Origin of the sequence: Acidovorax sp. JHL-9, assembly GCF_000426205.1 — a bacterium.
In the GTDB taxonomy this organism is placed as follows: domain Bacteria; phylum Pseudomonadota; class Gammaproteobacteria; order Burkholderiales; family Burkholderiaceae_C; genus Acidovorax; species Acidovorax soli.
In genome coordinates this window covers 114,030-135,288 of record NZ_AUEX01000002.1, presented here as the reverse complement: position 1 = coordinate 135,288, position 21,259 = coordinate 114,030, and the positions used below count along the sequence as shown (strand labels likewise).

Below are 21,259 nucleotides of genomic sequence, written 5' to 3'. Positions count from 1 at the left end.
GCGTTGTCTCCTTTGTCGTTGAAAAACGGGGTGCCGCTCAGGGGCTTGCGGGTCCTACGCGCTGCCGCGCGAGGCCAGCATGCTGCGTAGTCACTCCAGCAGTGCGAACTGCGGCAGCGCCAGCTCTTCGGATACGGGCTCGAAGAGGACCTTCACGCGCCTGCCGATGGCGGTATCCAGGCAGCCGTCGCCCTGGATGTTGGCCATGAGGCGCAGCCCCTCATCCAGCTCGACGATGGCCACCACGTAGGGCAGGCGCAACTTCATGAAGGCATTGGGTGCGCGGTGGTTGATGGTGTAGGTGTAGATGCGCCCCAGGCCGGAGACCGCGCGCCACTGCAAGGCCTCGGCCTCGCAATGGATGCAAAACGGCCGCGGGTAGAACTGCCACTGGCCGCAGGCACCGCAGTGCTGCATATGCAACTCCCCTTGGGCTGCGGCCTGCCAGTAGGGGCGGGTGAGGTCGGTGGGTTGCGGCAGGGGGCGTGCCGGTGCTTCGCTCATCTCAGACTCCCAGAATCATGGTGGTGTTGCATGAAAAGACCAGGCCGGGAGCGTGGCACAGCGCGAGCTCCGCCTTGGGCAGCTGGCGCTCGCCACATTCCCCGCGCAGCTGGCGCACGGCTTCGATGGCCACGAACATGCCGAACATGCCCGGGTGGCCATAGGACAAGCCACCGCCCGAGGTATTGATCGGGAACCGCCCGCCTGGGCCGAGCGCACCGTCCGCGACGAAGGCGCCTCCCTCACCGCGTGGGCAAAAGCCCAGCTCCTCCAGCGACTGCAGCACGCCAATGGTGAAATGGTCATAGATTTGCACCACATCGATGTCGGCGCGACTCACCCCCGCCATCCGGAAGGCCTGGTCTGCGGTGGCCGCCACGCCGGTATCCAGCCAATCGGCGGTATTGAAGGGCGTGTAATGGTGGGCATGGGTCTCTGCCGCCCCCAGCACATAGACCGGCTTGCGGCGCAGATCCCGCGCGCGCTCGGCAGACACCACGACCATCGCCCCCCCGCCGTCGGTCACCAGGCAGCAATCGCGCTGGCGCAGCGGCGAAGCCACCACGGGAGAGGCCATTACCTCGTCGATGCTCGTGGGTTCGCGCCGGTAGGCCTTGGGGTTGAGCTGCGCCCAGCGCCGCGCCGCCACCGCGACCTCCGCCAAGTCCTTGTGCGTCGTGCCATAGCGGTGCATGTGCAGCTGCGCCACCATGGCGTAATAGCCGATCGGGCTCAGATGACCGTAGGGCAGGATGAACTGGCCACGCGGCGTGTGCGGGCCGTCCGCAGCCACCGCACCACCCTTGCGCGAGCCATCGGACAGCTGCGTGCTGCCGTAGGTGATCAAGGCCACCTCGCACATGCCCGCGTGGATCGCGGCCATCGCGCGCTGCACGTGCAGCAGGTTGGACATGCCGCCGACGTTGGTCGAATCGACGAACGCCGGCCGGATGTTCAGGAATTCCGACAGCTGCAGGCTGGAAAAGCGGTCGTCCGTGTGCGCAAAGACCGCGTCCACGTCGCGCAGCTTCAGCCCCGCATCCTCCAGTGCCAGCCTGGCGGCCTGGGCCTGCAATTCCAACGCCGACTTGCCCGGTACCTTGCCCAGGTCCGACTCGGCCACACCGGCGATTGCCACCGATCGGGACAACGAAGACTTCATGCCCGCCTCTCCTTTTGATTGCTTACAAGCTGCGCGCGATCACTTCGCGCATGATTTCCGATGAACCGCCGTAAATCCGGTTCGGACGCACGTCCGCATAGGCGCGGGCGATGGGGTATTCGCGCATATAGCCGTAGCCGCCGAAGAACTGCATCAAGTCGTCGATGGCGCGCGTCGCCTCGCTGGCCCACAGCTTGGCCATGGCGGCCCCATCGGCCGTGAGCGTGCCCTGCAGATACTGCGCCAGGCAACTGTCCACAAACGCGCGGGTGGCGCAGGCCTGGGTCTTGATGTCCGCCAGCCGGAAGCGGATGGACTGGTTGTCGATCAACGCTTGGCCGAAGGTCTGGCGCTGCTTCACATAGTCCACGGTCCAGTCCAGCGCCACCTCCAGCGCCACGGCGCAGCGCAGCGCGATCAGCAGGCGCTCGCGGATCAGCCCGCTCATCGCGTAGCCAAAACCCGCATTGAGCTCGCCGATCACCATGTCGGCCGGCACGAAGACCTTGTCGAAGAACAGCTCCGCCGTGTCCTGTGCCAGCTGTCCGATCTTGTCCAGCACCCGGCCGCGCGAAAAGCCGGGGCTGCGGGCATCGACCCAGAACAGGCTGATGCCGCGCGCGCCGACCTCGGGGTTGGTCTTGGCAAAGACGATCACGCGGTCGGCATGGTGGCCATTGGTGATGAAGGTTTTCTGGCCGGTCAGCTCGAACCCGCCCTCCACCGCCCTGGCCGTGGTGCGAATGGCCTTGAGGTCGCTGCCCGCGCCCGGCTCCGTCATTGCGAGCGATCCCACCACCTCGCCACTGGCCATCTTGGGCAGGAACTCGCGCTTTTGCGCCTCGCTGCCAAATTCCAGCAGATAGGGCGCCACGTTTTCCGAATGCGTGGTGAAGCCGGTCACGCCCGTCGCCAGTGCCCGAGCGATTTCCTCGACCACGATGGCGCTGAACAAAAAGTCGCCGCCTCCACCGCCGTACTCCTCGGAAATGCCGGGTAGCAGCAACCCCGCGGTTCCGGCATCACGCCACAGTTGACGGGGCACCAGCCCCTGGCGCTCCCACTCGGCGTGCGATGGAGTGATCTTGTCGGCGATGAAGCGGGCGACGCTGCTGCGGTAGAGCTCATGGTCTGCGCCGAACATCGGGCGGGCGCTGCCGGCGGGCGATTGGGTCGAAGTCATGCCTTGCTGTCCTTGGAATTCATCGGGGGTCTGAGTGCTCGCCTGCCATCAGTGGGCGATGCGCTGCGCGCCGGCCCAGTACTGCGCCTTGACCAGGCGCTTGAGCAGCTTGCCGGATTCGGCGCGGGGTAGCGCGGCCACGAAGTCCACGCTGCGCGGGCATTTGAGGGCCGAGATCCGGTCGCGGCAGTACGCGATCAATTCGGCCTGCAACGCCGCACTGGCCTGGTGTGGCGGCTGCAACTGCACCACCGCCTTCACCTCTTCGCCGAATTCTGCGTTGGGCACGCCAATCACGGCCACGTCCGCCACCGCGGGATGGGTGTGCAGCACGTTCTCCGCTTCCTGCGGGTAGATGTTGACGCCACCGGAGACGATGGTGTTGGCCAGTCGGTCGGTCAGGTAGAGATAGCCTTCCGCGTCCAGGTAGCCGATGTCGCCGTATGTGGCCCAACCGTTTTCGTTGTACGCCTGCGCTGTCTTTTGCGGATCGTTGTGGTATTTGAACCGTGGGCCGCCAGAGAAGTAGACCACGCCGTTGTCTCCCGGTCCGAGCTCCTGGCCGTCCGCGCCGACGATATGCACCCGGCCGATTTCGGCCCTGCCGACCGATCCCTTGTGCGTGAGCCACTCGTGCGAATCCAGCGAGGTGCGTCCCACCAGCTCGGTGCCGCTGTAGTACTCGTACAGGATGGGGCCCCACCAGGCGATCATCTGCTCCTTGACCTCGACCGGGCAGGGCGCCGCCGCATGGATCGCGTAGCGCATGCTGGACAGGTCATGGCATGCCCGCACCGCGTCGGGCAGGCGCAGCAGGCGGATGAACATGGTGGGCACCCACTGGCCATGCGTGACCCGGTAGCGCTCGATGGCCTGCAGCGCCAGCTCGGCGTCGAACTTCTCCATCATCACGCACTGCCCGCCTGCGCGCATCACCGCCATGTTCCAGCGCACCGGGGCCGTGTGATAGAAGGGCGCGGTCGAGAGATAGACGGAGGCCTCGTCGAAGTCCTTCCAGTGCGTGCGCGCATTGCCCTTGCTCGCGAAATGCTTGCCGGCCTCCGCCAGCGGACGCTTAATGCCCTTGGGCAGGCCGGTGGTGCCCGAGGAATAGCAGAAATCCAGCCCTTCCATGCGTTGATCGATCACCACGTCGTCGCTCTGGGCGTCGATCAGCGATTCATATTCGACGAAGCCTTCGTGCGGGCCATCGAGCACGACGCATTGCGTTGGCAGCTGGCGCAGCGCCTCGGCATCCAGCTCGGCCAGGGTCTGCACCGAGCACAGCAGCATCTTCGCCCCGCAGTCGCGCACGATATGGCTCACTTCCTCGGTCTTGAGGTGGCGGCTGATCGGTGTGTAGTACAGGCCGCTGCGCTGCGCGGCCCACAGGATCTCGAAGTAGCGCAGATGGTTTTCCAGCATCACCGCGATGCCGTCGCCAGCGCGCAGGCCGGCGCCGTGCATCGCCGCAGCCAGCTTGCGCGAGCGCAGTTCCAGCTCGCGCCAGGTGACGGCGCGGTCTGAGGGAATCAAGCGATAGGCCACGCCATCCGGGGTGCGTCGGGCGTGGATTTCCAGGGGGGACATCGTGGGGCTCATCAGGCAGGTCAGGGGCGTTGGGGCGTAAATGGGTAGAAAAACTCAGGCGTTCAGGATGTCTGCCAGGCCATGGCTGAGCACCATGCGCCGGCGCTCCTTGGCCCAGACCGCAAAGCGCACCTGACCCTCTTCCTGCCAGAGCTGGGCCGTCAAGGTATCGCCCGGCACCACCGGCGCCGAAAAGCGTGCGGCGATGCTGCCCAGCCGGCCGGCGTCGTTGCCGCAGGCCAGGCGCACGATGGCGCGCGCCGCCATGCCGTAGGTGCACAAGCCATGCAAGATGGGCTGCTCGAACCCGGCCTTTCTGGCCGCGGCAGGCGAGGCGTGGATGGGATTGCGGTCGCCGTTGAGGCGGTACAGCAAGGCGGCGCTGGGCAAGGTGGGCATGTCCCAACTGGCGTCCGGCTCACGCTGCGGAACGGCAGGCAAGGCGGGCAGGGGCGCGTCGCCGGGGTGCTGCGCCGTAGCAAAGCCACCGTCGGCGCGGCAGAAGGACACATGCTCCACCGTCGCCAGCAACTGGCCCGTGGCCGCATCGCTGGCGCTGCGCCGCGTGACCACCAGCGCCCCCTTGCCCGCGCCCTTGTCCACGACGTGGCTCACGGAAGTCTGGCTCAGCACCTGCGCGCGGGGCGCCAGCGGCGCGTGAAAGCGCATGCGGTGCTCACCGTGCAGGATCTGCATCCAGTCGATCCCCGTGCCGGGGTCCGTTGCCCAGGCGCCCGGCGCACCCACCACCGACAGCAGCGTGGGCATGGCGGCCATCGGCGTGCTGCCATCGCCTTCGAAGACGTAGCGCAGATCCGCCTCATCCATCGGATCTGCTCCCATTCCCAGGCTCAGTGCATAGCGGATGCAGTCGGTTTCGTCATAGTGATTGCGCTGGTCGGCGATCGGCCATTGACGCAGGCTGGGGTAGTGGATGGCCATGGCGGATCAGACGGGGTCCCAGTTGAACACTTCAGGGGAGCGCTCCAGCGGTGTGAAGGCACGCTGGAGCGCGGGCATGGCGCGATTGGCCAGCGACTGTGCGTCCCAACCCACGCCGCTGTGCACCGAGGCCACCGGGCGCGGCTGGCTCATGACCATGACCTCGTTGCCGCGCACCGCAAAAATTTGCCCGCTGACGTCCTGGGCCGCGTCGCCGAGCAAGAACGCCGCGACCTGCGCCACCTGCTCGGGCTTCATCGACTGCATGCGCTCCAGGCGTTTTTTCTCGGCCTCGGTCTCGCTGGGCAGGGTGCCGATCAGACGGCTCCACGCAAAGGGCGCAATGCAGTTGGAACGCACGTGAAAGCGCGCCATGTCCAGCGCGATCGACTTGGACAGCGCGGCAATCCCCAGTTTGGCCGCGGCGTAATTGGCCTGGCCGAAATTGCCGACCAGGCCCGAGGTGGACGTCATGTGTACGTAGGCGCCGCCTTCCTGGTCCTTGAAATACGGCGCCGCGGCGCGGCTGACGTAGTAGCTGCCGTTGAGGTGCACATCGATCACGGCCTGCCATTCCTCGCGGTTCATTTTGTGAAAAATGCGGTCGCGCAGGATGCCGGCGTTGTTCACCACGCCGTCGATACGGCCGAAGCATGTGATCGCCCTCTGGATGATGGCATTGGCCCCCTCGGGCGTGGCCACGCTGTCGGTGTTGGCCACAGCCACACCCCCGGTAGCCGTGATTTCATCGACCACCTTCTGCGCCGACCCGGCATCGCTGCCCTCGCCGCTGCCGCTGGCTCCCAGGTCATTGACCACCACGCTGGCGCCTTGCGCCGCCAGCAGCAGGGCGGTGGCCCGGCCGATGCCATTGCCAGCTCCCGTGACCACCACCACCTTGCCCTGCATGGGGCGTGCTTGCGTATTCATCTTCAGTCCTTCTGTGCGCTCAGGGTTTGATGTTGCCGGCGCGAATCACCTCGGCCCAACGCGTGGTTTCATTGCGTACAAAATCGGCAAATTCCTTGGGGCTGCCGCCGGTAGCCGTGCCGCCTTGCTGCGCTATGGTTTTTTGCACCTGGGGATCGGACAGCGCCTTGTTGAGCGCGGCGTTCAAGGCCTGCACCGTGGCCGCCGGCGTCTTGGACGATACGAACAGGCCTAGCCATACCGACACATCGAAATCCTTGTAGCCCAGCTCCATCAGCGTGGGGGTGTCGGGCAACTCCACGCTGCGCTCACGCGTCGTGACCGCAATGGCGCGCAACTTGCCTGCGCGCACCAGGGGCAGGGCGGTGATGAGGTTGTCCACCATGTAATCCACCTGCCCTCCGACCAAATCGGTGAGTGCCGGCGATGCACCGCGGTACACCACCTCGACCGCCTTGATGCCAGCCCGCTGATTCAGCATCGCGCCCGCCAGGTGCCCGGACGAACCGCTGGTGGACACCGCCATCGACACGCCATTGGAGTTGTTTTGCGCGTAGGCCTTGAGTTCGGCAATGCTTTTCACCGGTAGCCTGGGGTTGACCACGACCACGTCGGGCATGGACAGCACGCGGATCACCGCCGTCATGTCGGCGGCCGTGTAGGGCAATTTTTCCTGCAATGTGTAGTTGGCGGCATTGGGTCCCAGGCTGCCCATCACCAGGGTATGCCCGTCGGGCTCGGCGCGCAGCATGGTCTGGATGCCGATGGTGCCGCCGGCCCCCGGGTGGTTATCGACGATGACCGGCTGGCCGACGATTTCGGTCAGCGCCTTGGCCACCAGCCGGCTGGTCTGGTCCAGGATGCCGCCCGGGGAGCTGGGCGCCACGATGTGCATGGCCTTGGTGGCCTTGAACACCTCGCCCTTGCTGTGAGCGGAGAGTGGCAAGGCCAACGACGCGGCCGCAATCACCGGCGCACCCAGCTGAAAAATCCTGGTCCACATGGTTTTGTCTCCTTGTTTGTTGCTGTACGATTTGAAATGTCCGCTAAGCGGATTTATAAATTCGCTTAACGGTCATTACAGACCGAAAAAAACGTCATGTCAACCATAAAATCCCCTTCTTTCAGCCTCTGAGGGCTTCGTTTCCCATGAACCCCCTCTCTCAGATCGCAGCAAATGCGCCATGCTTGCGCTGCACACCTTCCTTGAGGAAAAGAAAGAAACACCACCATGGCCACTCCAGACAGTGAGGGTTTTGTTCGCTCGTTTGCACGCGGGCTGCGCGTGATCGAAGCCATGGGGCGCACCGGGGCGCACACGGTCAGTTCGATCGCGCAGGACACGCAGTTGCCACGCACCGTGGCGCGGCGCATCCTGTTGACGCTGTGCGAGCTGGGCTATGCCTGCCCGACGCCCGACAAGGGCTTTCGGCTCACCCCCAAGGTGCTCAGCCTGGGCTTGACCTATCTGACATCGCAGCCCTTTTGGGGACACGCCCAACGGGTGCTGGAAACCGTTTGCCTGCAGCTGCGTGAGTCCTGCGCGCTGGCCGTGATGCAGGGCAACGAGGTGGTGTTCGTGCTGCGCATTCCATCGACCAGGGTGATGTCGCCGCACCTGGGAATGGGCAGCCGGCTACCGGCCTATGCCACGGCACCCGGTCGCGTATTGCTCGCCTATCAGAGTGCCGACTACCAAGATCAGTATTTCAGCCAGACGGCACTGCGCCCACTCACCGGGCAGACGCAGACGGACCCGGCGGAGCTACGCCATGCGTTGGGACTCATTGCCCAGCAAGGCTATGCCTGGGTCGAGGGGGAATATGACGCGCATGTCAGCGGGTTGTCGCTGCCCGTTTACGATGAGCGCCGCAAGGTGGTGGCCGCGCTGGGCGTGAGTCTGTTGACGGCTGATTTCGACCGCGCACGCGCCGAGCGGGAGATACTGCCTACCCTGCGCTCCGCGGCCGAGCAACTGTCTGGTTTGGCGCCGAGCTTCCTGGCGCCGGTGCTGTGACCCCTGAGCCAACCGCCGTGCAGGGCTGGCCTGCACGCTGCCGCTCAACGCCGTAACAGGGGCGAAGCGGGCAGAAACCTGAACGCCAGCGAGGCCAACGACAGCCAGCCGGCAATCGCCAGCAGCACCGCGCGGTAGGGCTCCATACCCTGGCCCTGGGCCCAAGCGGCCACCGCGCCGGTGAGCGACTGCATGAAGCCCACGCCGAGGAACATGGCCATGGTGTACAGCGACAGGGCGCGCCCCGTCAGCGCGGGCGGGTAGGACGAGCGCACGTCGGTGTACTGCAGCACGCCATAGCCCGACAACAGCCCCATCACGACCATCAGCGCCACCGTGGCGCCCGCGTGGGGCACGAAGGCCATGGTGGCGAACAGCGTAGCCATCAGCAGCGAGGCGTTGGACACCCAGGCGCGGCGCCGCTGCGGGCCGGGGTCCATGCGCCCGAAGGCGGCCGGGGTGAACAGCGAGATCAGCGACAGCACCAGGGCCACGTTGCCGCTGTCCACCAGCGAGAAGCCGAAACGGTCGATCAGCAGCGGCCCCAGCCACAGGCCGCGCAGCGAGAGGAAGGCCGCGTAGCACGACATGCCCAGAATCACGATGCCCCAGGTGTGGGGCAGGGTGAAGAGCTGGCCCATGCCGGCCAACGCCTCGCCCCAGCTACTGGCCGGACGGTGCTCGGCGTCGGTGGCGGCGGGCTCGTGCACAACGACGTAGATCAGCAGCCAGGACAGCACGCTCATTGCGGCCAGCAGCCCAAAGCCCGTGCGCCATCCCCAATGCTGCACCACCCAGGCCAGCGGCGTGCCGGTGAACAGCAGGCCCAGGCCGCCCACGCCCAGGCTCATGCCCGAGAAGAAGGCAAAGCGGTCGGCCGCGAAATGCCGCGCGATGAACAGCGTGCAGGCCACGAATGCCGGCGAGCAGCCGATGCCGATCAGGACCTGCCCGGCCATGAGCCAGCCCTGGCTGGGCGCCAGGGCCGACAGCACCGCTCCCGCGATGCTCAGCGGCGCGGCCCAGAGTACCGTGCGGCGCATGCCATAGCGGTCCAGCGCAATGCCCATGAGCAGCTGGGCCACGCCGAACGACAGGCCGAACAGGCCCGCGAACGTGCCCAGCGACGTGGCCGGCAGGCCGAAGTCTGCCTGCAGCCCCTGGGCCACGATGGCAGTGACGGTGCGGTAGGCCTGGCTGAGCGCAAAGCCCGACAGCAGCGTGATCAGCATGATCCACAGCGGTTGCGGACGGGGCGGTTTCATTGGGGAAAAAGAGGTGGTGTGGACACGGCGGTGATGGTGCCGGCGCGTGCCGCGCCCGCCGGCCTGGTGGTCGCGAACACGCGCTCAGCAGGCAGCCTGGCGCTGCCGGGCCCGCGCGTGGCGCAGCAAGGTGTGTCGGGCCTGCGCCAGCACCGGCGCATCGACCATGCGGCCGTCCAGCACGCAGACGCCGCCACCGGCCTGCTGCAGCGCCTGCTGCACGCGCAGCGCGTGGGCCACGGCGGCCTCGTCGGGGTCGAAGGCGGCATGCAGCACCGCCACCTGCGCCGGGTGGATGCACAGCTTGCCGCCAAAGCCCATGCGGCGTGCACGCTCGCTGTCGCGGGCCATGCGCTCGGGGTTGCGCGTGTCCACCGTCACGCCGTCGATGGGGGCGGCCAGCCCTGCGCGGCGCGCGGCGAACACCAGGGCCATGCGCACGGGCAGCAGTTCCTGCTCGTCTTCGGCGCAGGCCATGCCTGCGTCCACCTGGAAGTCCAGGTGCCCGAAGGCCAGCCGAGCCACCTGCGGCGCGGTAGCCAGGGCGTCGGCAGCGGCCAGGCCGGCCACGCTTTCGACCAGCGGCACCAGCATGGCACCCGGCCCGGCAGCCTGGGCCACGGCCTGCAGGGTGGGCGCGCTTTCGGCCTTGGGCACCACGGCACCGGCCAGGCCCTGCGCCGCGAGCTGCGCCAGTGCGGCCAGGTCGGCGGCAAACCAGGGCGAACCATCGCTGTTGAGGCGCACCAGCAGGCGCGCGCGCTGCGCGGCGGTCAGCGCGGCCACGGCCTCCAGCAGGGCCGCGCGTGCACGCTCCTTGTCCGCGGGGGCGACAGCGTCCTCCCAGTCGGCAATCACGATGTCGGCACCGCTGGCCAGGGCCTTGGGCAACCGATCCGGCTGGGTGGCGGGAACGAACAGAAAGGAGCAGGCATTGCGCACGGAGTCAGTCATTGCAGGGGGCGGTCAGGTGTATTGGGAGATTTCGATCAGGTTGTGGTCCGGGTCGCGCACATAGACCGAGACAATGGGGCCACGCGCGCCGGTGCGCGGCACCGGACCGCACTCGATGGCAACGCCATGTTCGGCCAGGCGCTGCTGCACCTGCGCCAAAGGCTCCGAGGCGATGAAGCACAGGTCCAGCGCGCCCGGCATGGGGTGCCGGGCCTTGGGTTCGAACTCGCGGCCCTGGATGTGCAGATTGATCTTCTGGCCATTGCACACGAAGGCCTTGCGGCCTTCGCCAAAGGTCTGCAGCGCCATGCCCAGCACGGTGCAGTAAAAGTGCACGCAATCCGCCTCGTGGGCGGTGGTCAGAACAAGGTGGTCGAGCCGGTCGATCATGCGGTGCCTTGGGTTCATAGGGAAAAGGCCCCAGCCTGCGGTGTGCAGACCGGCAGCGGAGCGCGGCTTACTCGGCGCTCACGCCCGCGGCCTTGATGACCTTGTCCCAGCGCGCCACCTCGACCTCCAGGTGCTTGCGCAGGCCCTCGGGAGTGGCCTTGTCGGGCGTGACGAGGTCAGAGCTCAGCTCGGCAATGCGCTTTTTCACGTTCTCGTCCTTGATGGCCACGTTCAATGCCTTGTTGAGCTTGTCCATCACGTCCTTGGGCGTGCCCTTGGGGGCATACATGCCGTGCCACACCTTCACGTCAAAGCCCTTGAGGCCCTGCTCATCGAGCGTGGGAATGCTGGGCATGGACGACAGGCGCTTGGGCGTGGTCACGCCGAAGACCTTGGCGCGCTTGCCGTCCTGAATCACGGGCACGGTCTGCGTGGTCTGGTCGCACAGCAGGTCCACCTGGCCGCCCATCAGGTCGTTCATGGCCGGGCCGGCGCCCTTGTAGGGGACGGTGGTCAGCTTCACGCCCAGCTGGTGCATGAGCAGCATGCCGCACAGCTGCGACACGGCACCAATGCCCGCGTTGGCCAGCGATACCTTGTCCTGGTTCTTCTTGACGTAGTCCTGCAGCTCCTGGAAGTTGTTCGCAGGAAAGTCCTTGCGCGACAGCAGCGTCATGGGCACATCCAGCACCTGGCCGATGTACTCGAAGTCCTTGAGCGGGTCGTAGGGCAGCTTCTTGTACAGCGCCGGGGCCGTGGCCATGCCCATGTGGTGGATCAGGATGGTGTAGCCGTCGGGCTTGGAGCGGACGATGCGCGCGGGCGCCAGCGTGCCGCCCGCGCCCACGGTGTTTTCCACCACCACCGTCTGGCCCAGCGACTGGCCCATGGGCACGGCCAGCAGGCGCGCCACCACGTCGGTGGGGCCCCCCGCGCTGTAGGGCACGACCAGGGTGACGGTCTTTTCGGGCCAGGTGCTGGCCAGGGCGTTGCCGCTCAGGCCCAGGGCGAGTGCCGCGCAGGCGCCCGCAACGGAGCCGGCGAGGGTGCGTCGGGAAATCAGGGTAAAGCGTGCAGTCATGCAATGTCTCCTTGTGGATGGTGGTGAACGGGGCGTCTGCTGCGCCCCTTGGGGGTCGTGGGCCGCGGCGGTTGCCGTGTCCCGGAGGTCAGCCCAGCAGGTGCTCCGTGCGCGGCCACTCCTGCACCCGCCACAGGCGCTGCACGGCGGCCTCGGCCTGCGCGGCAGATACCGCACCACCATAGGCTGCCAGGCGCAGCGCCTTGGCGGTGAGCTCTGCACGCGAGAGGGTGTTGCCGGGGTCGCCCTTGGGCTCTTCCACGCGGCCGGCCAGCTGGCGGCCATCCGTCGTCTGCACGGTGACCTTGCCAATCCAGCGCTGCGGGTAGGCGGCATCCACCTCGGGGTCCAGCTCCATGCGCACCTTCTCGCGCAGGGCCACAGTATCCGGTGCCAGGAACTGCGCGTCGAATTCGGTCAAACCCGCATGGCCAAAGCGCGCGGCCAATGCCAGCACGGTGCCCATGGAAAACTTGCTCTGGTGCACCGTGGTGGGCGAGACCACCGGCCCGAGCACGTCGATGGCACCCTGGTGCACATGGCAGGTGACCTGCGCGATGTCGGCGGGCGCCAGGCCATGCTCGCGCATCACCTGCTGCAGCGCGTCGGCGGCGGGGTGCGTGTGGCGGCACGAGGCATGCCACTTGAACGATGTCTCGGCCGTGGCCCAGCGGGTGCCCAGTCCCTCGGTGAGCTTGGCCGGGTTGGCGTCGGTGGACATGCCCGCAGCCAGGCCCTGCGGCCCGGTGAAGATGTCCTGCGCGCCGGTGAAGCCGTCCTTGGCCAGGAAGGCGGCCATCAGCCCCGCAGAGGCGGCGTGCGCGGTGTGCAGCTGCTTGCTGTCGGCCGCGGTGCGCAAGAATTCCCACAGCCCCGCCGACTGCGTGCCGGCCGAGCCGAAGGCGTGCTGCATCTGCGCGGGCGTGAGCTCCAGCAGTCGCCCCACGGCGGCGGCCGCCGCCAGCGTGCCGGCCGTGGCCGTGGTATGAAAAATCTTGTAGTGGCTGCGGCCCAGGAACTCGCCCACGCGGATGCCGACCTCGTAACCCGCCACGCAGGCCGCCATCAGCTGCGCGCCGCTGGCGCCGATCTGCTGCGCCACGGCCAGCGCGGGCGGAAAGACCACGGCCGCCGGGTGGAACACCGAACCGTTGTGCACATCGTCCTGCTCGGCCACATGGCTGGCAGCGGCGTTGGCCAGCGCGGCCATCATGGGGCTGCTGGTAACGCCGCCATGGCCGATCACCTCGGCCGGGCCTTGTGCCGGGCCCTGCGACAGCGCAAAGCGCGTGATGCTGGCCACGGGCCGCGCCTTGCAGCCGGCCAGCACCGAGCCGAACCAGTCCACCCACAGGTCTTCGGCGCGGCGCTGCACGGGCGCGGGCACGTCGCTCCATTGCAGGGTGGCGGCAAACTGCGCCAGGGGGTGGATGGTGGCTTGGGTTTCTTGCTTCATTTGGGGCTCCAAGGTAGGTGGAATAAGCGCTGCCAGCTGTGTTTTTTATTCAAATGGCTTGCGGGACCTGCAGCGCGTCGATCTGCTCGGCGCTCCAGCCCAGTGCGGCCAGGATGGCGGCGTTGTGCTGGCCCACGGCGGGCACGGCATCCATGCGGTAATCGAACGCGCTGTTCACGCCCGGCGGCAGCAGGGCGGGCACCTCGCCCGCGGGCGTGCCCACGGTGCGCCAGCGCTGGCGCGCGGCCAGTTGCGGGTGGGCCCACAGGTCGGCCATGTCGTTCACGCGGGCGTTGGCAATGCCGGCCAGCTCCAGGCGCTCGACCACCTGCGCGGCCGTGAGGTTGGCAAATACCTGCAGGATCAGCGCCTGCAGGGCTTCGCGATTGGCGTTGCGCTGGGCGTTGGAACAGAAGCGCGGGTCGGTGGCCACCTCGGGGTGCTGCAGCACGGTGTCGCAAAAGGCTTTCCACTCGCGCTCGTTCTGCAGGCCCAGCATCACGGTCTTGCCGTCGCCGGCCACAAACGGGCCGTAGGGGTAGATGCTGGCGTGCGATGCGCCGGTGCGCGGTGGCGGCGGCGCGCCGTCGTAGGCGTAGTACATCGGGTAGCCCATCCATTCGCCCATGGCTTCGAGCATGGACACGTCGATCTGGCTGCCCTCGCCCGTCCTGCCGCGCAGCAGCAGGGCCGACAGGATGTTGGTGTAGGCATACATGCCGGCAGCGATGTCGGCTACCGAGATGCCGGACTTGCTGGGCACCTCGGGTGTGCCGGTGACGGACAGAAACCCCGCCTCGCTCTGGATCAGCAGGTCGTAGGCCTTCTTGTCGCGGTACGGGCCGTCGACGCCGTAGCCGCTGATGTCGCACACGATCAGTTGGGGGTTGTGCGCCTTCAGGGCTTCGTACGACAGCCCCATGCGCGCGGCCGCGCCGGGCGCCAGGTTCTGCACCAACACGTCGGCGGTCTTCAAGAGCTGCAGCAGCGCGGCCTTGGCCTGCGGCTGCTTCACGTCCAGCGCCAGGCTTTCCTTGTTGCGGTTGAGCCAGGTGAAGTGCGAGGACTGGCCCTTCACACGCTGGTCGTAGCCGCGCGCGAAGTCGCCGCTGCCGGGGCGCTCCACCTTGATGACGCGCGCGCCCAGGTCGGCCAGCTGGCGTGTGCAGAACGGCGCGGCCACCGCGTGTTCGAGCGAGACGACGGTGATGCCGTCGAGGGGGCGAAGGGGTGTATTCATGGATCAGTCTTTCCCTGCAAAAGCTCGGTGAGCGGCGCTTGCAACTGGCGCGCTCCCACCCCAGGGACACCGAGGAAGGGCCGCCCCGCACCGAGGGTGTCGTCACCCTCCCGCGAAGCGAGAGAGGGGGAAGGCGCGCAGCGACTCAGGGGGCGCTTCATTTCAGAAAGAACGGGGCAGGCCCAGGATGTGCTCGGCCACGTAGCTGTAGATCATGTTGGTCGAAATCGGCGCCACCTGGTACAGGCGTGTCTCGCGGAATTTGCGCTCGATGTCGTATTCGCAGGCAAAACCAAAGCCGCCGTGGGTCTGCAGGCAGACGTTGGCCGCTTCCCAGCTGGCCTTGGCGGCCAGGTGCTTGGCCATGTTGGCCTCGGCACCCGCGTTCTGGTGGGCGTCGATCTTCTCGCAGGCCTTCCAGCGCATCAGGTTGGCGGCTTCCAGCTCGATGAAGGCATCGGCAATCGGGAACTGCACGCCCTGGTTCTGGCCGATGGGGCGGTTGAACACCACGCGTTCCTTGGCGTATTTGGTGGCGCGGTCGATGAACCAGTAGCCATCGCCAATGCATTCGGCGGCAATCAGGGTGCGCTCGGCGTTCAGGCCGTCCAGCAGGGTCTTGAAGCCCTTGCCTTCTTCGCCCAGCAGCGCGTCCTCGGGGATTTCGAGGTTGTCGAAAAACAGCTCGTTGGTCTCGTGGTTGACCATGTTCAGGATGGGGCGCACGGTGAGGCCGTTGCCAATCGCCTGGTGCAGGTCGATCAGGAAGCACGACAGGCCATCGGAGCGCTTTTTCACCTGATCGGCGGGCGTGGTGCGCGCCAGCAGGATCATCAGATCGCTGTGCTGGATGCGCGAGATCCAGACCTTCTGGCCATTGATGACCCAGCGGCCATCCTTCCTGACGGCGCTGGTCTTGAGTTTGGTGGTGTCGCTGCCGGTGGTGGGCTCGGTCACGCCCATGGACTGGATGCGCAGCGCGCCCGAGGCAATCTGGGGCAGGTACTTTTCTTTTTGCGCCTGCGAGCCGCTGCGCACGATGGCGTTCATCACGTACATCTGGCCGTGGCAGGCGCCAGAGTTGCCGCCGCTGCGGTTGATCTCTTCCATGATCACCGAGGCCTCGGCCATGGTCAGGCCCGAGCCGCCGTATTCCTGCGGGATCAGCGCGGCCATCCAGCCGGCCTTGGTCAGGGCATCGACAAACTCCTCGGGGTAGCCGCGGACCTCATCGACCTTGCGAAAGTATTCGTCGGGGAACTGGGCACAGAGGGCGCGCACGGCGTCGCGGATTTCTTGGTACTGGTCGGGCTGGTGGATCATGGCGGTGGGGTATCTATAAAAAAGAAGGAATCGGCTGGTTCAGCGGTTCAAAACAACGTGGCTGTGCCTTGCATGGTCAGCCAGCCCTCGTGGTCCTGGGCCCACAGCTCCACAGTCTTGCCATCGTTTGATGCCTTGCCGTGCACGCTGAACGGGTGCAGGTCGAAGGTGGGTCGCACGGCACGGAAGTCGAACGTGGCCACCTGCGCGCCGGGCAGGCTGCGGCGCAGCAGGTCCAGCAGCAGCGTGGCGATCAGCGGGCCGTGCACGATCAGGCCGGGGTAGCCTTCCACCTCGGTCACGTACTTGCGGTCGTAGTGGATGCGGTGGCCGTTGAAGGTGAGCGCCGAGTAGCGGAACAGCAGCACGTCATCGGGCACGATGGTGCGCGACCAGGCGGCCTGGCCGTCCAGCGGTGGCTTTTGCGGCGTGGGCGCCGGGTCGCCGGGCTGCGCCGCCGAGCGGTAAACGATGTCGTGCTCCTCCGTCAGCGCCAGGCCCCGCGCGTTGTGGAACTGGTGCTCCACCAGCACGAACAGCAGCTCGCCCGAGCGCCCCGCCTTGTGCTTGACGGACTGGATGGTGGATGTGCGCTGCACCTCCTGGCCCACGCGCAACGGGTTGGCGGCCTCCCAGCGCAGGCGCCCGCCGGCCCACATGCGGCGCGGCAGCGGCACGGGCGGCAGAAAGCCGCCGCGCTTGGGGTGGCCGTCGGGGCCGATCTCGCTGGCGCGCGCGTGCGGCAGGAAGTACAGCCAGTGCCACAGCGGCGGCACCACGGTGCCCAGGGCGGGCGCGGGGTCGTCGCGGTCCAGCGTGGCCGACAGGGCGGCCACGGGCATGGCCGTGAGGCTGTCGCTCAGGGTCTCGCTTTGGCCCTGCCAGGTCTGCAGGTGGGCGAGCGCGGCGGTGTCTAGGGTGTTGCTCATGTTCCAGTCACTCAGTTGATGGTGGCGCCCGAGGTCTTCACGATGCGCGCCCACTTGGCAATGTCCTGCTTGAGCAGGGCGGCGAACTCGTCGGGCGTGACGGGTTTCGTGGCCGTGCCGGCCAGCTCCACGCCCTGTGCTTCGAGCTTGTCGCGCATGTCCTTGTCGGCCATGGCCTGGCGCATGCCGTCCTGCAGGCGATCCATCACCTCCTTGGGCACGCCGGCAGGCGCGAACAGGCCTATCCACAGCGTGCCGCTGTAGCCGGGAACGAACTCGCCCAGGGCGGGCACGTCGGGCAGCACGGGCGAGCGCTGGGGGCTGCTCACGGCCAGCGCGCGCAGCTTGCCCGACTTGATGTGCGCCAGCGTGGAGGGCAGGCTGCCGAACAACAGGGGCAGCTGGCCGCCCAGCACATCGTTGAGCGCCGGCGCCACGCCCTTGTAGGGCACATGCTGCAGTTCGACGCCGGACATCTGGTTCAGCATCTCGCCCAGCAGGTGGTTGAGCGTGCCGTTGCCGGCCGAGGCGTATTGCAGCTGGCCGGGCTTGGACTTGGCCAGCGCCAGCAGCTCGGGCACGGTCTTGGCGGGGAACGAGGGGTGGGCCAGCAGCACATTGGGCACGGCGCCCACCAGGCTGATGGGCTGGAAGTCGGCCACAGGGTCGAACCCCGGCGCCTTGTACAGGGCGGGGTTGATGGCCTGGCTGCTGCTGATGGTCATGAGCAGTGTGTAGCCGTCCTTGGGCGCCTTGGCCACGGCCTGCGTGCCTATGTTGCCCCCCGCACCGGGCTTGTTCTCCACCACGGCGCTGCCGCCGAGCTTTTCCGCCAGCTTCTGGGCCACCACGCGGCCCACGATGTCATTGGTGCCACCGGCGGCCTGGGGCACCACCATCATGATGGGGCGGCTCGGGTAGTTCGCCTGGGCAAAGGCTGCAGGCGCGCTGCCCAGGGCCCAGCCCAGGGCGGCGCCGGCGCACAGGCTGCGGCGGGTGAGGATGGACAGGAAGGGACGATGCATGCGGCGTGGTTCCAGATACTTGTAGAAGCAATAGGGTCCGATGCTCGCCGCTGCTGCCGGTCCGTGCAATCCACGTTTGTGAAAGCGTGCCTTCCGTGCCCATGAAGCCCTCGGCGACGCTTTCATGCAGCCAAAGCCCCGCCTAGCGATTGCCGAATGGCGCTGCCGCGGCTTTGGGGTCATGCTCCAGCGCTGATCGACAACACAAACCGAAGGACAACGAACATGGCGCAAAAAATGGTGCAAGACAAAGTAGTGGTGGTGACGGGTGCGGGCGGCGGCATCGGGCGCGACATGGCGCTGGCGCTGGCTGCGGCAGGCGCCAAGGTGGTGGTGAATGACATCGGCACCTCCACGACGGGTGAGGGCACCGATGCCGGCCCCGCGCAGAAGGTGGTCGACGAGATCAAGGCCGCCGGCGGCCAGGCCGTGGCCAACATGGACAGCGTGGCCGACGCCGCAGCCGCCGGCCGCATCGTGCAGTGCGCGCTGGACCACTTCGGCCGCATCGACGGCGTGGTCAACAACGCGGGCATCCTGCGCGACCGGTTCTTTCACAAGATGAGCCTGGACGAATGGGACGCCGTGATCAAGGTGCACCTGTACGGCAGCTACTACATGGCACGCGCGGCCGCCAACCACTTCAAGGAGCAGGAAAGCGGCGCCTTCGTGCACATGACCTCCACCTCGGGCCTGATCGGCAACCTGGGCCAGGCCAACTACAGCGCCGCCAAGCTGGGGCTGACGGCACTGTCCAAGTCCATTGCGCTGGACATGCAGAAATTCAACGTGCGCTCCAACTGCATCGCGCCCTTTGCCTGGAGCCGCATGATCGGGTCGATTCCCACCGACACGCCCGAACAGCAGGCGCGCGTGGCCAAGATCCAGCAGATGACGCCCAACAAGATCGCGCCGCTGGCCGTGTACCTGCTGTCCGACCAGGCCAAGGACGTGAACGCCCAGGTCTTTGCCGTGCGCAACAACGAGATCTTCCTGATGAGCCAGCCGCGCCCCCTGCGTTCGGTGCACCGCAGCGAGGGCTGGACGCCCGAGTTCATCGCCGAGCACGGCATGCCGGCGCTCAAGGCCTCGTTCGTGCCGATGGACCGCTCGGCCGACGTGTTCAGCTGGGACCCCGTGTAAACAGGGACAACCCCCTGAGGCGCTTCGCGCCTCGGTGCAGCCGCCAGAAGCGGCAGCTCTTCGGGGACGTCCAAGCCTGCGCAGGCAGGCTCGGAGCCGCGCCCCTCAGCCCCTTCTCTCGGCTGCGCCGGGAAGGGGGACGCAGCCCTCGCTGCGAGGCGGCCCTTGCTCGGCTGCCCTGGCTTGGGTAGCGCCAGTTGCATGGTGCGCGGACGATACACAACGTGATGGACGACTGAGATGGCTATTGACTACCACCACCTGAAGAACCGGGCCTTCGCGCCCGTGCACCAGCACTACACCGAGCGCGACACCATGCTGTATGCGCTCAGCCTGGGCCTGGGCAATGACCCGCTCGATGCTGCGGCCCTGCCGTTTGTCTATGAGGGTCTGGCCGGCGGCCTGCGCGCCCTGCCGACGCAGGCCGTGGTGCTGGGCTACCCCGGCTTCTGGGCGCGCGAGGCCGACACCGGCATCGACTGGGTGAAGCTGCTGCACGGCGAGCAGCGCGTGCGCTGGCACCAGCCGCTGCCGGCAGACTGCGAGGTGGTGGGCAAGAGCTGCATCACGCACCTGATCGACAAGGGCGAGGGCAAGGGCGCCATCCTGATCACCGAGCGGCGCCTGGAAACCCAGGCCGGCGAGCTGCTGGCCACGCTGCAGCAGGTGACCTTTCTGCGCGGCGACGGCGGCTACAGCCAGCAGCGCGGCGGCCAGCCCAGCGACGCGCCGCTGCCCGCGCTGCAGCCCACGCCGGCTGACCGCGCGCCCGACTTCAGCGACACCCAGGCCATCCGGCCCGAGGCGGCGCTGCTGTACCGCCTGATGGGCGACTACAACCCGCTGCACGCCGACCCGGCCGTGGCCACCAAGGCGGGCTTTGCGCGCCCCATCCTGCACGGCCTGGCCAGCTACGGCCTGGTGGCCCATGCGCTCTTGCGCCAGTGCGCGGGCGGCGACCCGGCGCGCCTGAAGGCGCTGGACATCCGCTTTGCCTCGCCGGTCTATCCAGGCGAAACGCTGGTCACCGAGATCTGGAGCCTGCCCGGCCAGCCAAGGCAGTTCCAGCTGCGCGCCCGCGTGACCGAGCGCGACCTCGTGGTGCTGAGCCACGGCTACGCCGAGCTGGTCTGAACCATCCCAAAGTGCGCTGCTGGCGCTGGATGGACAAGCGCCATGGCCCATCTTGATCCTCAATATCTTCTGGAGCACGCCATGAGCGCATCCCCCGTGTTGACCTTCGTGCAGAACGGCATCGGCACCATCACCCTCAACCGCCCCGAGGCGCGCAACGCCCTGAGCCAGGCCATGCGCCCCGCCCTGGCGGCTGCCATTGCGCAGATGCGCGACGACCCGGCGGTGCATGCCGTCATCCTCACCGGCGCAGGCGGCGCCTTCTGCTCGGGCGGCGACATCTCGGCCATGCAGGACAGCAGCCGCACGGGCCTGACGTTTCGCAAAGGCATGCGCGAGCTGCACCAGTGGTTCCCCGAACTCGCGAACCTGGAAAAGCCCGTCATCGCCGCAGTCGATGGCCCGGCCTTTGGCGCGGGGCTGGGCCTGGCGCTGGCGGCCGACTTCGTGCTGGCCACACGCCGCGCCAAGTTCTGCGCCGTGTTCGGGCGCATCGGCCTGGTGCCCGACCTGGGCGTGATGCGCCTGCTACCGCGCATCGTGGGCCAGCAGCGGGCCAAGGAGCTGGTCTTCACCGCCCGCACCGTCGATGCGCAGGAGGCCAGGCAACTGGGCATGGTGTTCGACATCGTGGAAGACGCCGCCGCGCTGACCGAGGCCGCACAGGCGCTGGCGCGCCGCTTTGGCGAGGCGTCCACCGCCGCCATCGGCATCGCCAAGACCGTGATGAACCAGTCCTTCGAGCTCGATGCCCACGCCATGGCGGAGCTGGAGTCCTACGCCCAGTCCCTGTGCCGTGGCTCCGATTACCACCAGGAAGCGGTGCGGCGCTTCAAAGACAAGCAGCCACTGCGCTTTGACTGGGATAAAAAATGACTGCCCCCCTGAGTCGCCTGCGGCGCCATCCCCCCAGGGGGACGCCGCCCGTGCGGCGGGGCGGCCCTTGCACGGCGGCCCTCGCCTGGGTCGCGCCAGTGTCATGCGGCGCGGG

General features: G+C 67.4%; 20 protein-coding genes. 4 read left to right on the top strand and 16 right to left on the bottom strand.

Annotated elements, in window-relative coordinates; all coding sequences use genetic code 11:
- Window positions 1–90: 90 nt before the first annotated feature.
- From K225_RS0102250 to K225_RS0102220, 7 genes are read right to left on the bottom strand one after another with little or no spacing between them, the layout of a single operon-like run.
- Window positions 91–504, bottom strand: a complete 414-nt coding sequence (locus K225_RS0102250) for a Zn-ribbon domain-containing OB-fold protein (protein WP_026434891.1) — start codon at window positions 502–504, stop codon at window positions 91–93.
- 1 nt (window position 505) lies between these two features.
- The gene (locus K225_RS0102245) at window positions 506–1,666 is read right to left on the bottom strand and encodes an acetyl-CoA acetyltransferase (RefSeq protein WP_026434890.1); all 1,161 of its coding nucleotides are present in this window, start codon (window positions 1,664–1,666) and stop codon (window positions 506–508) included.
- Between the two features lie 22 nt (window positions 1,667–1,688).
- Window positions 1,689–2,849, bottom strand: coding sequence for an acyl-CoA dehydrogenase family protein (locus tag K225_RS0102240; protein ID WP_026434889.1), 1,161 nt, complete (start codon window positions 2,847–2,849; stop codon window positions 1,689–1,691).
- 48 nt (window positions 2,850–2,897) lie between these two features.
- Window positions 2,898–4,439 (bottom strand): acyl-CoA synthetase, encoded by a 1,542-nt coding sequence (locus tag K225_RS0102235; RefSeq protein ID WP_026434888.1) that lies wholly within the window; start codon window positions 4,437–4,439, stop codon window positions 2,898–2,900.
- Window positions 4,440–4,493: 54 nt separating this feature from the next.
- Window positions 4,494–5,381 (bottom strand): MaoC/PaaZ C-terminal domain-containing protein, encoded by an 888-nt coding sequence (locus K225_RS0102230; protein WP_026434887.1) that lies wholly within the window; start codon window positions 5,379–5,381, stop codon window positions 4,494–4,496.
- A 6-nt stretch (window positions 5,382–5,387) separates the two neighbouring features.
- Window positions 5,388–6,311 (bottom strand): SDR family oxidoreductase, encoded by a 924-nt coding sequence (locus K225_RS0102225; RefSeq protein ID WP_026434886.1) that lies wholly within the window; start codon window positions 6,309–6,311, stop codon window positions 5,388–5,390.
- 19 nt (window positions 6,312–6,330) lie between these two features.
- The gene (locus K225_RS0102220; protein WP_026434885.1) at window positions 6,331–7,314 is read right to left on the bottom strand and encodes a tripartite tricarboxylate transporter substrate binding protein; all 984 of its coding nucleotides are present in this window, start codon (window positions 7,312–7,314) and stop codon (window positions 6,331–6,333) included.
- Window positions 7,315–7,542: 228 nt separating this feature from the next.
- On the opposite strand from K225_RS0102220, the gene K225_RS0102215 reads away from it, so the two are divergent.
- Window positions 7,543–8,328 (top strand): IclR family transcriptional regulator C-terminal domain-containing protein, encoded by a 786-nt coding sequence (locus K225_RS0102215; RefSeq protein WP_026434884.1) that lies wholly within the window; start codon window positions 7,543–7,545, stop codon window positions 8,326–8,328.
- 44 nt (window positions 8,329–8,372) lie between these two features.
- Here K225_RS0102215 and K225_RS0102210 read toward each other — a convergent pair whose 3' ends face one another.
- The 9 genes from K225_RS0102210 to K225_RS0102170 all read right to left on the bottom strand — a co-directional run bounded on the left by K225_RS0102210 (window position 8,373) and on the right by K225_RS0102170 (window position 17,991).
- Complete coding sequence (locus K225_RS0102210; RefSeq protein WP_026434883.1) at window positions 8,373–9,593, bottom strand: nitrate/nitrite transporter; 1,221 nt, start codon at window positions 9,591–9,593, stop codon at window positions 8,373–8,375.
- 84 nt (window positions 9,594–9,677) lie between these two features.
- Window positions 9,678–10,547 (bottom strand): CoA ester lyase, encoded by an 870-nt coding sequence (locus K225_RS0102205; protein WP_026434882.1) that lies wholly within the window; start codon window positions 10,545–10,547, stop codon window positions 9,678–9,680.
- A gap of 12 nt (window positions 10,548–10,559) precedes the next feature.
- Window positions 10,560–10,937 carry a VOC family protein gene (locus K225_RS0102200; RefSeq protein ID WP_026434881.1) on the bottom strand — a complete coding sequence of 126 codons (378 nt, stop codon included), beginning with the start codon at window positions 10,935–10,937 and terminating at the stop codon, window positions 10,560–10,562.
- Between the two features lie 67 nt (window positions 10,938–11,004).
- On the bottom strand, window positions 11,005–12,018 hold the full coding sequence (locus K225_RS0102195; protein ID WP_026434880.1) for a tripartite tricarboxylate transporter substrate binding protein BugD: 1,014 nt from the start codon (window positions 12,016–12,018) through the stop codon (window positions 11,005–11,007).
- Window positions 12,019–12,106: 88 nt separating this feature from the next.
- Window positions 12,107–13,474 (bottom strand): MmgE/PrpD family protein, encoded by a 1,368-nt coding sequence (locus K225_RS0102190; RefSeq protein ID WP_026434879.1) that lies wholly within the window; start codon window positions 13,472–13,474, stop codon window positions 12,107–12,109.
- Between the two features lie 49 nt (window positions 13,475–13,523).
- A complete protein-coding gene (locus tag K225_RS0102185) occupies window positions 13,524–14,714 on the bottom strand; it encodes a CaiB/BaiF CoA-transferase family protein (RefSeq protein ID WP_026434878.1) in 1,191 nt (396 codons plus the stop codon).
- A 162-nt stretch (window positions 14,715–14,876) separates the two neighbouring features.
- On the bottom strand, window positions 14,877–16,037 hold the full coding sequence (locus K225_RS0102180) for an acyl-CoA dehydrogenase family protein (RefSeq protein ID WP_026434877.1): 1,161 nt from the start codon (window positions 16,035–16,037) through the stop codon (window positions 14,877–14,879).
- Between the two features lie 47 nt (window positions 16,038–16,084).
- Window positions 16,085–16,966 (bottom strand): MaoC family dehydratase N-terminal domain-containing protein, encoded by an 882-nt coding sequence (locus tag K225_RS0102175; RefSeq protein WP_026434876.1) that lies wholly within the window; start codon window positions 16,964–16,966, stop codon window positions 16,085–16,087.
- Between the two features lie 11 nt (window positions 16,967–16,977).
- A complete protein-coding gene (locus K225_RS0102170) occupies window positions 16,978–17,991 on the bottom strand; it encodes a tripartite tricarboxylate transporter substrate binding protein (protein ID WP_026435016.1) in 1,014 nt (337 codons plus the stop codon).
- A gap of 225 nt (window positions 17,992–18,216) precedes the next feature.
- Here K225_RS0102170 and K225_RS20200 point away from each other — a divergent pair, with 225 nt between their 5' ends.
- The 3 genes from K225_RS20200 to K225_RS0102150 all read left to right on the top strand — a co-directional run bounded on the left by K225_RS20200 (window position 18,217) and on the right by K225_RS0102150 (window position 21,144).
- A complete protein-coding gene (locus tag K225_RS20200) occupies window positions 18,217–19,134 on the top strand; it encodes an SDR family NAD(P)-dependent oxidoreductase (RefSeq protein WP_034711585.1) in 918 nt (305 codons plus the stop codon).
- Window positions 19,135–19,374: 240 nt separating this feature from the next.
- On the top strand, window positions 19,375–20,268 hold the full coding sequence (locus K225_RS0102155) for a MaoC/PaaZ C-terminal domain-containing protein (RefSeq protein ID WP_026434875.1): 894 nt from the start codon (window positions 19,375–19,377) through the stop codon (window positions 20,266–20,268).
- An 81-nt stretch (window positions 20,269–20,349) separates the two neighbouring features.
- On the top strand, window positions 20,350–21,144 hold the full coding sequence (locus tag K225_RS0102150; protein WP_026434874.1) for an enoyl-CoA hydratase/isomerase family protein: 795 nt from the start codon (window positions 20,350–20,352) through the stop codon (window positions 21,142–21,144).
- Window positions 21,145–21,259: the final 115 nt, after the last annotated feature.

Excerpts from the sequence above, each read along its gene's own strand:
- K225_RS0102195 (WP_026434880.1), bottom strand. The coding sequence starts at position 12,018 with ATGACTGCACGCTTTACCCTGATTTCCCGACGCACCCTCGCCGGCTCC.
- K225_RS0102180 (WP_026434877.1), bottom strand. The coding sequence starts at position 16,037 with ATGATCCACCAGCCCGACCAGTACCAAGAAATCCGCGACGCCGTGCGC.
- K225_RS0102190 (WP_026434879.1), bottom strand. The coding sequence starts at position 13,474 with ATGAAGCAAGAAACCCAAGCCACCATCCACCCCCTGGCGCAGTTTGCC.
- K225_RS0102235 (WP_026434888.1), bottom strand. The coding sequence starts at position 4,439 with ATGTCCCCCCTGGAAATCCACGCCCGACGCACCCCGGATGGCGTGGCC.
- K225_RS20200 (WP_034711585.1), top strand. The coding sequence starts at position 18,217 with ATGGCGCAAAAAATGGTGCAAGACAAAGTAGTGGTGGTGACGGGTGCG.
- K225_RS0102250 (WP_026434891.1), bottom strand. The coding sequence starts at position 504 with ATGAGCGAAGCACCGGCACGCCCCCTGCCGCAACCCACCGACCTCACC.
- K225_RS0102225 (WP_026434886.1), bottom strand. The coding sequence starts at position 6,311 with ATGAATACGCAAGCACGCCCCATGCAGGGCAAGGTGGTGGTGGTCACG.
- K225_RS0102155 (WP_026434875.1), top strand. The coding sequence starts at position 19,375 with ATGGCTATTGACTACCACCACCTGAAGAACCGGGCCTTCGCGCCCGTG.
- K225_RS0102175 (WP_026434876.1), bottom strand. The coding sequence starts at position 16,966 with ATGAGCAACACCCTAGACACCGCCGCGCTCGCCCACCTGCAGACCTGG.
- K225_RS0102170 (WP_026435016.1), bottom strand. The coding sequence starts at position 17,991 with ATGCATCGTCCCTTCCTGTCCATCCTCACCCGCCGCAGCCTGTGCGCC.
- K225_RS0102200 (WP_026434881.1), bottom strand. The coding sequence starts at position 10,937 with ATGATCGACCGGCTCGACCACCTTGTTCTGACCACCGCCCACGAGGCG.
- K225_RS0102215 (WP_026434884.1), top strand. The coding sequence starts at position 7,543 with ATGGCCACTCCAGACAGTGAGGGTTTTGTTCGCTCGTTTGCACGCGGG.
- K225_RS0102210 (WP_026434883.1), bottom strand. The coding sequence starts at position 9,593 with ATGAAACCGCCCCGTCCGCAACCGCTGTGGATCATGCTGATCACGCTG.
- K225_RS0102205 (WP_026434882.1), bottom strand. The coding sequence starts at position 10,547 with ATGACTGACTCCGTGCGCAATGCCTGCTCCTTTCTGTTCGTTCCCGCC.
- K225_RS0102150 (WP_026434874.1), top strand. The coding sequence starts at position 20,350 with ATGAGCGCATCCCCCGTGTTGACCTTCGTGCAGAACGGCATCGGCACC.
- K225_RS0102245 (WP_026434890.1), bottom strand. The coding sequence starts at position 1,666 with ATGAAGTCTTCGTTGTCCCGATCGGTGGCAATCGCCGGTGTGGCCGAG.
- K225_RS0102240 (WP_026434889.1), bottom strand. The coding sequence starts at position 2,849 with ATGACTTCGACCCAATCGCCCGCCGGCAGCGCCCGCCCGATGTTCGGC.
- K225_RS0102230 (WP_026434887.1), bottom strand. The coding sequence starts at position 5,381 with ATGGCCATCCACTACCCCAGCCTGCGTCAATGGCCGATCGCCGACCAG.
- K225_RS0102220 (WP_026434885.1), bottom strand. The coding sequence starts at position 7,314 with ATGTGGACCAGGATTTTTCAGCTGGGTGCGCCGGTGATTGCGGCCGCG.
- K225_RS0102185 (WP_026434878.1), bottom strand. The coding sequence starts at position 14,714 with ATGAATACACCCCTTCGCCCCCTCGACGGCATCACCGTCGTCTCGCTC.